Origin of the sequence: Azospirillum sp. B4, assembly GCF_000333275.1 — a bacterium.
Taxonomy (GTDB): domain Bacteria; phylum Pseudomonadota; class Alphaproteobacteria; order Azospirillales; family Azospirillaceae; genus Nitrospirillum.
The window spans coordinates 1-11,292 of sequence record NZ_BACU01000496.1 but is presented as its reverse complement, the minus strand read 5'-3'; the positions used below and the strand labels follow the sequence as shown (position 1 = coordinate 11,292).

The following is an 11,292-nucleotide window of genomic DNA, read 5'->3' as shown; positions in this document are numbered from 1 at the left end:
GATAAGGTCGGTGGCGGCACCGGCCGGGCTGGTGCCCAGGGTGGCGCTGAAGCCGGTGGCCGACGCCGTCAGGCCGGTGGCGGACAGGCCGCCGCCGGCCTCGACGATGGTGTAGCTCTGCCCCGCGATCAGGTTCACGCCGTCCAGGGCCGTGACCGCCACCGTGCCGCCCGTCAGGCTGGCGCTGCCGCTGACCAGCAGTTCACCGGCCGTGGTGCCGCCGATACCGGCCGTCAGCGTGCCGCCGATCTGGCTGTAGTTGCCCGTCACGCTGACCATGTCGGTCAGCAGCACGTTGGCACCGCTGTTGACCAGGGTGCCGGCGCCGACATTGACGGCGTCGCTGAGCGCCAGGTTCCCGGACGCCAGCACCACGTCGGCCCCGGTGCTGGTGATGGTCCCGCCCGCCAGCGTGCCGATGGTCGACCCGCTGCCGCCGGTGATACGGAGAGCCGCGCTGGAACGGTTGACGATGTTGCCACTGATCAGGCCGCTGTTGGCCAGGGCCGCCAGGGTACCCGTCGAGGCGATGTACAGCGCCGTGGCGCCGCCGGCGGTGTTGGCCCCAGCCGTGTTAACAAGTGTGCCGGTGACCGACAGCGTGCCGTAGGCGGCGCCGATGTAGTCGTTGCCGGCGATGGCCAACAGGCTGCTGCCGCTGACGCCGCCGACGGCATCCAGACCGGCCAGGCCGGAGGTGACGGTGGCGCCGGTGTAGTTGGAGCCCGCCCCGCCCTGCACCAGGGTGGTACCGTCGCCCACCATGTGGTTGGCGGTGGACGACAGGCCGGCCGCGACCGTGCCGCCGCTGATGACGGCGCTGCCGCTGACCGTCAGCACCTGGCCCGCCAGGTCCAGGGTGCCGGCGGTTTGGCTGTAGGCGCCGGTGACGGCGACGTTGCCGGCCAGGGTCAGGTTGGCGCCCTGGTTGCCCAGGGTGTGGCCGGTGACGTTGACGGCGTCGCCCAGGCTGATGGCTCCGCGAGCTAGCACCACGTCGGCGTTGGTGCTGGTGATGGTGCCGCCGGTGAAGCGGCCCACGATGCCGCCCGTGCCACCGGTGATGCTGAACGCGTTGGTGGACAGGTTCAGGATGTTGCCGGCGATGGTGCCGCTGTTGGCCAAGGTCCCCAAGGTACCGCTGGCGGCGATGTAGACCGCCGTGGCGGCGCTGAGCGTGCCGGTGTTGGCCAGCGTGCCCAGGCTGCCGCCGATATAGTCGTTGCTAATGACGGCCAGCAGGTTGGCGCCGGACACGGTCTGGCTGATGGCCAGGCCGGTCAGCGTGCCTTGCACTGTCACGCCGGTATAGCTAGAGCCGGCGCCGCCGGCCATAAGGGTCTCCGTCCCGGCCAGATAATTGCCGGCGCTGTCGTAGCGGGCCACCACCATGCCGCCGGTCAGGTCGGCGCTGCCGCTGACCACCAGGCCGCCGGTGGCCGGATCCAGGGACAGCGTGCCGGCCGACTGGCTGTAGTTGCCGGTTACGCTGACCAGGCTTTCCAGGAGCAGCGAGGCGCCGGAGTTCACAAGGGTGTGGCCGGTGACGACGACGGCGTCGTTCAGCAGCAGCGTGCCCGAGGCCAGCACCACGTTGCTGAGGGTGTTGCTGATGGTGCCCTGGTGACCTGCGGCATAACCGGTCAGCGTGCCCACCCCCGTGCCGCTGCCACCCGTGATGGTCAGGTCGTTGGTCGACAGGTTCAGGATGTTGCCGGTGATGGTGCCGCTGTTGGCCAGCAGGCCGATGCCGGCGCCGGTGTCGTTGTAGATGGCCGTCGGCGCCGTGATCAGCCCGCTGTTGGCCAGGGTGCCGATGGTGCCGGCGTTATAGACGCCGTATGTCGCCCCCAGGATGGTGCCGCTGCTCAGCACCGTGGCGATGTTGCCAGTGTTGTACAGGCCGGCGGCCGTGGGGGCGCCGGCGTCGAGCAATGCGCCATCGTTGATGAGGACATCGATGGTGCCCGCATTGTTCAGAGCCATCAGGCCGGACACGGTGCCGCTGTTGCTGAGGGTGCCGATGCTGGCGCCTGCCTGGTTGCCGAGGCCAGTGATGCTGCCGGCCACCGTGCCCTGGTTGCCCAAGGTACCGATGGTGCCGCTGTTGCTGACACCAGCTATGCTGCCGGCGACGGAGCCATCATTACTGAAGCTGCCGACCGAGCCGGCATTGGCCACGCCGGCGATGGAACCGGTGACCGTACCGCTGTTGGTCAGGGTGCCGACCGTGCCGTTGTTGGTCACGCCCACCACGCTGCCCGACAGCATGCCGGTATTGCTGACGCTGCCGACGCTGCCGGTGGTGCCGACATAGACGGCGGTGACGGCGACGATGGTGCCGGCGTTGCCCAGGGTGGACAGGGTCGCACCGATGTAGTTGTTGGAGACGGTGGCCACCAGGTCGGTGTTGGCGCCGATGGTCACGGCGCTGGCGCCGGCCCCCAGGCCCGCCACCTCCACCTGGGTGACGACGCCGGTGTAGCTGGAGCCGCTGCCGCCGACCACCAGGGTGCCCAGGATGTCGCCCATCAGGTAATTGACGTTGGTCGCGGCCCCCAAACTGGTGCTGACCGTGCCGCCGCTGAGGGTGGCGGCGGCGCTGACGACCAGTTGGTTGCCGGCCAGCGCCAGGGTGCCGGCCGTCTGGCTATAGGCGCCGGTGATGGTCAGGGTGCTGGACAGCAGGACGTTGGCGCCGCTGTTCACCAGGGTGTGGCCAGTGACGTTGACGGCGTCGTTGAAGGCCAGGCTGCCACCGGCCAGCACGACGTTGGTGTTGGTGTTGGTGATGGTGCCGCCCGTGAAGGTGCCGGCCACGGTGCCGCCGCCGGCGATGGTCAGATCCCAGGCGCCGTCGTTGACGATGTCGCCGACGATGGTGCCGCTGTTGGCCAGCAGGCCCACCACGCCGGTACTTTCGATGCCGAGCACGCCGTGGGCCGCGGTGATCAGGCCGCTGTTGGCCAGCGTGCCCAGGGTGCCGACGATCTTGAAGGCGGTCAGGGCGCCGCCCGTCAGCGTGCCGCTGTTGCTGACCTGCGTGGCCACCCCATCGACACGGACCAGCCGCGCGCCGGTCAGCACGCCGCTGTTGCTGAAGCTGCCCAGGGTGCCGAGACCCATCCACACGGCGACGGTCTGGGCGCTGATGGTGCCACTGTTGGTCACGATGCCCACGGTGCCGCCGAGGGCCAGCGCCGTCGAGCGCCCGGTCACCAAGCCGCTGTTGGACAGGCTGTCCAGCCGGCCCTGCACCCGCATGCCCATCATGGCGCCGCTGCTGCCGATGGTGCCGCTGTTGCTGAGCGTGCCAATGAGCCCGCCCGTGCCCACCTGCAGGCCGGCGAAGACGCCGCCCGCCATCAGGCCGGTGTTGGCGACCTGGTCCACGCGGCCCTGGGCCACGACCAGACCGTTGTCGCCGCCGGACAGGGTGCCGTTGTTGACCAGGGTGCCCAGGCTGCCCGTCGCCGCCACGTAGAAGGCGGTGGCGCCACCCAGGGTGGCGGTGTTGGTCAGGCTGGCCAGGGTGCCGCCGATATAGTCGTTGACGATGCTGGCCCTCAGGTCGGTGCCCGACACCTGCGTGGCCATGGCCAGCCCGGTGACGGTGTTGGAGACGGAGGCCGAGACGCTGAGGCCGCCCGCCGCCGACACCAGGGTGGCGATGGAACCGCCGAAGTAGTTGGCGGTCGCGTCATAGGCCGCCAGCACGCTGCCGCTCGATAGGGTGGCCGCACCGCTGACCACCAGGCTGCTGCCGCCGGCGGTCAGGGCCAGGACGCCACCAGTCTGACCGTAGTCGCCGGCGACGGCGACGGTGCCGGACAGGCGCAGGGTGGCGCCGGTGTTGACCAGGGTGTGGCCGCTGACGTTGACGGCGTCGGCCAGCAGCAAGGTGCCGGTGTTGAAGGCGACGTTCGCCAGGGTGCTGGTGATGGTGCCACCGGCCAGCGTGCCGGCCACGGTGCCGCCGCCGATGGTCAGGCCGTTGGTCGACAGGTTGCGGATGTCGCCCTGGATCAGGCCGCTGTTGATGATGGTGCCAAAGCCGCCGCCGGTCGCGTTCACCAGAGCGGTGACGCCGGCCAGCGTGCCGCTGTTGTCCAGCAGGCCGATGGTGGCGTTGTTCACCAGGCCCGCCAGGCTGGCCTGGATCAGGCCGCTGTTGGACAGGGTGGCGACGCTGCCGGCGCCGCTGTTGGCGATGGCCGTGACACCCGTGAGCGTGCCGGTGTTGGACAGCCGGTCCAGGGCGGCAGTGTTCAGCACGCCGTCCCGCAGCAGGCCGGCATTGGCCAGCAGGCCCAGGACGCCCTGGTTGGCGACGGCGCCCGCCACCGTGCCGGTGACCTGGTTCAGCAGGGTGCCCATGACACCCGTGTTGACGACGCCCAAGGTGCCGCCGCCGACCAGGCCGGCGTTGGTGAAGAGGCCGATGGTGCCGGTGTTGCGCGCGCCGTAGACACCGCCCACCAGGGCGCCGCTGTTGGCGAAGCTGCCCAGGCTGCCGCTGGCGGCGACGTAGAGCGGGGTGGCGGCGCTGACGGTGCCTGTGTTCGCCAAGCTGGCCAGGGTGCCGCCGATGTAGTCGCTGTAGGCCACCGCCAGCAGGGCGTTGCCGGCGATGCTGCTGCCGAGGTCGAAGCCGGTCAGATCGTTGGTGATGGAAACGGTATAGCTGGACCCTGCCCCACCGGACACCAGGGTGGCCAGGGCCGCCCCCACGGCGTAGTTGGCCAGATTGTCGGCGCCGGTGATGGTCACCATCCCGCCGGTCAGGGCGGCGGCCCCGCTGACCGACAGCTGATTGCCGCCGCTGAGCGACAGCACCAGGCTACCGCCGGTCTGGCTATAGTCGCCGGTGACGGCAACGGTGCCGCCGATGATCAGGTTGGCGCCGGTGTTCACCACTGTATGGCCGGTGGCGTCGATGGCGTCGGCCAGCAGCAGGGAGCCGGAGGTGAAGGTCAGGTTGGACAGGCGGTTGATGATGGTGCCGCCGGTCAGCGTGCCCACCGTGCCGCCGATGCCGCCGGCAATCACCAGGTCATGGGCTGACAGGTTGCGGACATTGCCTGTCATCGTGCCGCTGTTGGCTAGGGTACCCAGGCTGCCGGCGGCCGCGATGTAGAGGGCGGTGGCGGAGCTGACGGCCCCGCTGTTGGTCAGGGTGGCGAGCGTGCCGCCGATATAGTCGTTGGTGATGGCCAGCAGCAGGTTGTTGCCGGCGGTGGCGCCCACCGCCGCCAGGCCCGTCACCGTCCCGGCGAGGGTAGCGCCGGTGTAGCTGGACCCGCTGCCCCCCACCACCAGGGTGCCCAGGGTGCCGGCGGTATAGTTGGCGCCGCCGTCCAGGCTGACCCCCACGGTGCCGCCCGTGATGCTGGCCGGACCGTTGACCACCAGCTGGCCCGTACCGCTGCCGAGATCCAGCGTGCCCGCCGTCTGGCTATAGGCCCCCAGCACGGACACGGTGGTGTTGACGATCAGGTTGGCGCCGTCGTTGCGCACCGTGCTGGCGGCCAGGGTGTCGTTCACCAGCAGGCTGCCGGCGGCGAACACCAGGTTGGCGCCGCTGACCAGGATGGTGCCCATGGTGTTCGCGCCATAGCCGGTGAAGGTGCCCACCGTCGTGCCGCTGCCGCCGGTGATGCTGAGGTCGGCATTGGCGCTGATGTCGCCGGCGATGGTGCCACGGTTGCTCAGGCCCGCCACCTGGCTGGTGAACTGGGCGGCGATGGAGCCCTGGATCAGGCCGGCATTGTCGATGCTGGTGAAGGCGCCGCTGAGCGCGAGGCCGCTGGACCGCACGGTGCCGGTGTTGACCAGGCTGCCGATGCCGCTGTTGGCATAGATGGCGATGCTGTTGGCGCTGATCAGCCCGCTGTTGCTGAGCAAGGACAGGCCCTGGACGCTCACGCCCCGGCCGCCGCTGATGGTGCCGCTGTTGTCCACAGTGCCCAGGGTCCCATAACCCAGGAGGGCCACGCCGGTGGCGGTGATGGTGCCGGCGTTGCTGAGCGAGCCGATATCGTGGCGGTAGGCCACGCCGGTATTGCCGCCGCTGATCAGACCGGTGGTCGCGTTCCCCAGGCTGTCCAGCGTGCCGGTCACGTCCACGGCGATGGCGCCGCTGATGATGGTGCCGCTGTTGGCCAGGGTGTTCATGGCGCTGATGCTGATCGCGGCGCCGAAGTTCATGCCGCTGGAAACGCCGCCGCCGCTGACCAGGCCGGTGTCGGTGATGGACAGCAGATGGATGCCGCCGCCGCCGATGCCGGCGCCCAGCGTGCCGCCGGCGATGATGCCGCTGTTGACCAGGGTGGCGATGGTGCCGCTGTTGCCGATGGCAGTGCCGGCGCTGGCGGTGACCAGGATGGCGCCGCTGTTGTTCAGCGTGCCGATGGCCTGTTCGTTGCGAAGGGCGATGCTGGAGCCGGACAGCAGGCCGGCTGCGGTGATCGACAGGGTGGCGATGCTGCCGCCCGTCGCCAGGTGAAGGGCGGTGGCACCGGTGATGGTGCCGCTGTCCAACAGGGTGGTGACCCGGCCGCTGATGCTGACGGTGGCGATGCCGCCGCTGTTGTCCAGCGTGCCCAGGGTGCCGTCGCTGATCAGCCCGTTGATCCGGCCGCTGTTGGCCAGACTGCCGATGCTGCCGTGGTTGACCAGGCCCAGGCTGGTGCCGGCGATGGTGCCGCCGTTGTTGTCCAGCGTGCCAATCACACCGCCGGTGGCGATCACCAGGCCGTTGCCGCCAGTGATGGTGCCGCTGTTGGCTAGGCTGCCGATGCTGCCCGTGCCGGCCACCCGCAGGGCGGCACTGGCGCCAGTGATGGTGCCGCTGTTGAGGACGACGCCGATGGTGCCGGCGTTGTACAGCAGGGCGCTGCCGCCGCCGCTGATGACGCTGGTGTTGATGAAGCTGCCGATGCTGCCAGTCTGGCTCACGGCGATCAGGCCGATGGTGCCGCTGTTGGCCAGGGCGCCGATGGTGCCGTCGTTCGTCAGCGCATAGTTGGCATCGTTGATCACACCGCTGTTCAGCAAGGTGCTGACGCTGGCGCCGGCGGCCACGTGGATGGCTGAGGAGCCGGCGCTGAGGCTGCCGGTGTTGTTCAGCGTGCCGATGACGCCCGCCACCCACACCTGGTGGTCGCCGCCGGTCAAACGGCCGCTGTTGGTGAAGGCGCCCAGGCTGCCGCTGCCGGTCACCACCAGGAAGGTGGGCGCCAGGCTGCCGACGATGGTGTCGCTGTTGCTGGCCGACGCCAGGGTGCCGCCGATGTAGTCGCTGACCGCCACGGCGATCAGGTTGCCGCCGGCCGAGACGCCGGCCACGCCCTGGTAGCCCGCATAGATCGAGGTGCCGGCGTAGTCGGACCCGCCGCTGGCGGCCACCACGGTGCCGATGGTGCCGGCCAGGTAGTTGCCGGTCGCCGTCTGGCCGCTCAGGGTCAGATGGGCGCTGCTGAGGTTGGCGGTGCCGCTGACCGCCAGCTGGTCGCCGCTGGCCAGAACCAGGGTGCCGCCCGTCTGGCTGTAGTTGCCGGTGATGCTGACACTGCTGGCCAGGGTCAGGCCGATACCGGTGTTGACCACCGTGTGGCCGCCCACGTCGATGGCGTCGTTCAACAGCAGGGCGCCGGACGCCAGCACCAGGTTGCTGGCGGTGTTGGTGATGGTGCCCTGGGTCCCCGCGACATAACCGGTGAAGGTGCCGGTGGCACCGGTGTTGTTGATGGTCAGGTCCTGGCTGCTGAGGTTGACGATGTCGCCCGCCACCAGGCCGCTGTTCTGGAAGTAGCCCAGGGTGCCCAGCGTGCCGATGACCAGGGCCGCCGTGCCGCCGGCCAGGGTGCCGGTGTTCAGCAGGGCGCGCAGGACGCCGTTGTTGGCCACGCCGTAGGCGCCCTGGATGGTGCCGCTGTTGGCCACGGTGCCGATGGTGCCCAGCGCGCCGATCGAGCCATCGTTGAAAAGGGCGGTGCCGTTGGCGCTGATCAGGCCGCTGTTGTCCACCCGGGCGATGGTGGGGCTGAGCGCCCCACTCACCATGTTGGAAATGCCGCGCGAGATGCCGCTGATGGTCCCGGCGTTGGTCAGCGTGCCCATGCTGCCGCCGCCGGCGTTGCCGTTGCTGCCGCCGACCTGCACGCCGATGGGGCCCGAGATTTCACCCTCGTTGATCAGGGCCGCCAAGGTGCCGGCGTTGCCCAGGCCCTGGAACCATCCATGCAGAGTGCCGGTGGTGCCGATGCTGACCAGGCCGATCGTCCCGCCGTTGTACATGCCTTGCAGCATGCCGGTGTTCGAGACCGTGCCGATCACCGCCCCCCAGTTGTTGGCCAGGGCCGAGACGGGATAGGAGGACGCGATGGTGCCGCTGTTGTCGATCAGGCCTATGCTGCCGGCGAAGTTCTCGATGGCTGCGACGCCGGTGCCGCTCACGGTGCCGCTGTTGACCAGGGTACCCAGGATGCCGCCCGACCCGATGAAGATGCCGGTGCGGCCGGTGATGACGTTTTCATTGACCAGGGTATCCAGCCGGCCGGCGGTGCCGTAGGGGCTGATGGCCACGGCGCGGTCGCTGGTGTTGACGGCGCCTGTGTTGGTGAAGGTACCCAGGCTGCCGGTGCCGGCGATGTAGAGGCCGGTCGCGACACCGCTGAGGGTGCCGGTGTTGTTCAGCGTGCCCAGCGTGCCGCCGATGTAGTCGCTGAAGGCCACGGCCACGAGGGCGTTGCCGGCGATGGAGCTGCCGATCTGGAACCCGGTCAGGTCGGTGACGATGGACAGGCCGTCGTAGCTGGATCCGGCGGCGCCCGCCACCAGGGTGGAAAGGGCGGAACCGACGGTGTAGTTGGCCAGGTTGCTGGCGCCGGTGATGGTCAGGTCGCCGCCGGTCATGGCCACGGTGCCGGAAACCGTAAGCTGGCTGCCGTACAGGTCCACCAGCAGGCCGCCACCGGTCTGGCTGAAGTTGCCGGTGACGGCGACGGTGCCGCCGATGCTCAGGCTGGCACCGCTGTTCACCAACGTGTGGCCGGCGGCGTTGATGGCGTCGGCCAGCAGCAGGGACCCGTCGACGAAGCTGACGTTGGATAGGGTGTTGACGATGGTGCCGCCGGTCAGCGTGCCCACCACGCCGGCGGTGCCGCCGGCGATCACCAGGTCCCGGCTGGACAGGTTGAGGATATCGCCCGCGAGCGTGCCGCTGTTCAGCAGGGTGCCCAGGCTGCCCATGGCCGCGATGTAGACGGCGGTGCTGGCGCTGAGGCTGCCGCTGTTGGTCAGGGTGGCCAGAGTGCCGCCGACATAGTCGTTGGCGGCCAGCAACAGCAGGTTGTCCACGTCCTGGCTGGCCCGCAGGCCGGTGATGTCGGTGCCCAGGATGACGCCGGCGTAGTTGGAGTTGGCGCCGCCCGCCACCAGGGTGCCCAGGGTGCCGGCCAGGTAGTTGCCGGTGACGCTGACGTCGCTGGCCACCACCGTGCCACCGGTAATGCTGGCCGCCCCGCTGACCGACAGGCTGCTGATGGTCAGGTTGCCGGCCGCCTGGGTGTAGGCGCCGGTGATGGCGACGTCGCGGGAGAGGGTCAGGTTGGCGCCGCTGTTGACCACCGTGTCGGCGGACAGCAGGTCGTTCAGGGCCAGGTTGCCCGAGGCCAGCACCAGGTTGGCGCCGGAGACGGCGATGGTGCCGGCGGTGGCGATGCCATGGCCGGTGAAGGTGCCCACCGTCGTGCCGCTGCCGCCGGTGAGGGTGAGGTCGAAGGTGGTGCCGATGTCGCCGGCGACGATGCCGCTGTTGGCGAGGCCGGCCACCGGGCTGGTGAAGGTGGCGGCGGTCGCCGCCTGGATCAGGCCGGCGTTGCTGATGATGCCGAAGTTGCCGGCCAGGGCCATTCTGGTGGCGGTGATGGTGCCGGCGTTGACCAAGGTGGAGAGGCTGGCGCTGAAGACGCCGATGTCGCCGCTGATCAAGCCGGCGTTGATCAGGGTGCCGACATGGCCTTGGTTAGAGATCGCGGCGGAGCCGCTGCTGATCGTGCCCAGGGCGCTGATCGACAGATAGGTCAGGGTGGCGTTGGTGTTCACGGCCAGCGCGCCGCTGATCAGGCCGCTGTTGACCAGCGACCCCACCAGGCCGCTGCCTCCGACATACAGGCCCCGGCCGAAGGTGCCCGTGTTGGTCAGGGTGTCGACGGTGCCTTCAAGGTCGGTGAAGCCGGCGATGGAGCCCGCGTTGGTGAAGGTGCCGATGGCGCCGCCGTTCACCAGGAAAACGGCATCGCTGCGCCCGCTGATCAGGCCGTCGTTGTACAGGCTGCCGATGCCGCCGTTCAGCTGAATGGCGATGCCGTTGCTGGAGCTGATGGTGCCGGTGTTGCTGAACGTGCCGATGGTGCCGGCGATGCTGAGGGCGGTGTTGTTGGCGGTGATCAGGCTGGTGTTGCTGAAGATGCCGATGCTGCCGCCCTGGTCCACGGCGATGTAGCCCAGCGTGCCGGTGTTGCTGAGCGTGCCCAGGGCACCGGCGATGCTGACGGAGGTGGCGCTGCTGCCGCTGACCAGGCCGCTGACCAGGCCGCTGTTGCTGAAGGCGCCCAGGGTGCCGCCCTGTTCCACGAAGACATAGCCCAGCGTGCCGATGTTGCCGAGCGTGCCGATGGTGCCGTGGAGGTCCACCGTGTCGGCGGAACCGGCGCTCTGGTTCACCAGGGTGCCCAGCGTGCCGGTCGCGGCCACATAGATGGTGCCGGCCAGGGAGCCGTCATTGCCGATGCTGGCGTAGCTGGCGCCGACATAGTCGCCCATGACCTGAGCGCGCAGGGTCCCGTTGACGTTGACCCCGGCCAGGGACAGGCCGGTGACGGTGCTGGAGATGGACGCGCCGTTGTAGTCGGAACCGGTGTCGCCGATGACCAGGTCATGGCCCAGCGTGCCCTGCATATAGTTGGCGACGGACGCCAGGTCGGCCAGCTGCACGCCGCCGCCACTAATGGTGGCGGCCCCGCTGACCACCAGGCTGCTGGCCGTGCCCAGCACCAGGGCGCCGCCACCCTGGGCGTAGGTGCCGGTGATGCTGATGGTGCTGGACAGGATGAGGTTGGCGCCGGTGTTGGCAACGGTGTTCCCCGACACGCGGAGCTGGTCGTTCAGCAGCAGGTCACCGGCGGTGAAGACCACGTTGCCGGCCGTGTTCTCCAGCAGGCCCTGGCCGCCACCCGTTCCGGTCAGCGTGCCGATGCCGCCGCCGGTGTCGCCGATGATGGTAAGGGC

The 11,292-nt window shown here is 69.6% G+C and carries 1 protein-coding gene; it reads right to left on the bottom strand.

The features are described from left to right. On the bottom strand, window positions 1-11,292 hold an 11,292-nt coding region (locus I55_RS37300; protein WP_044562668.1), incomplete at both ends, for an S-layer family protein.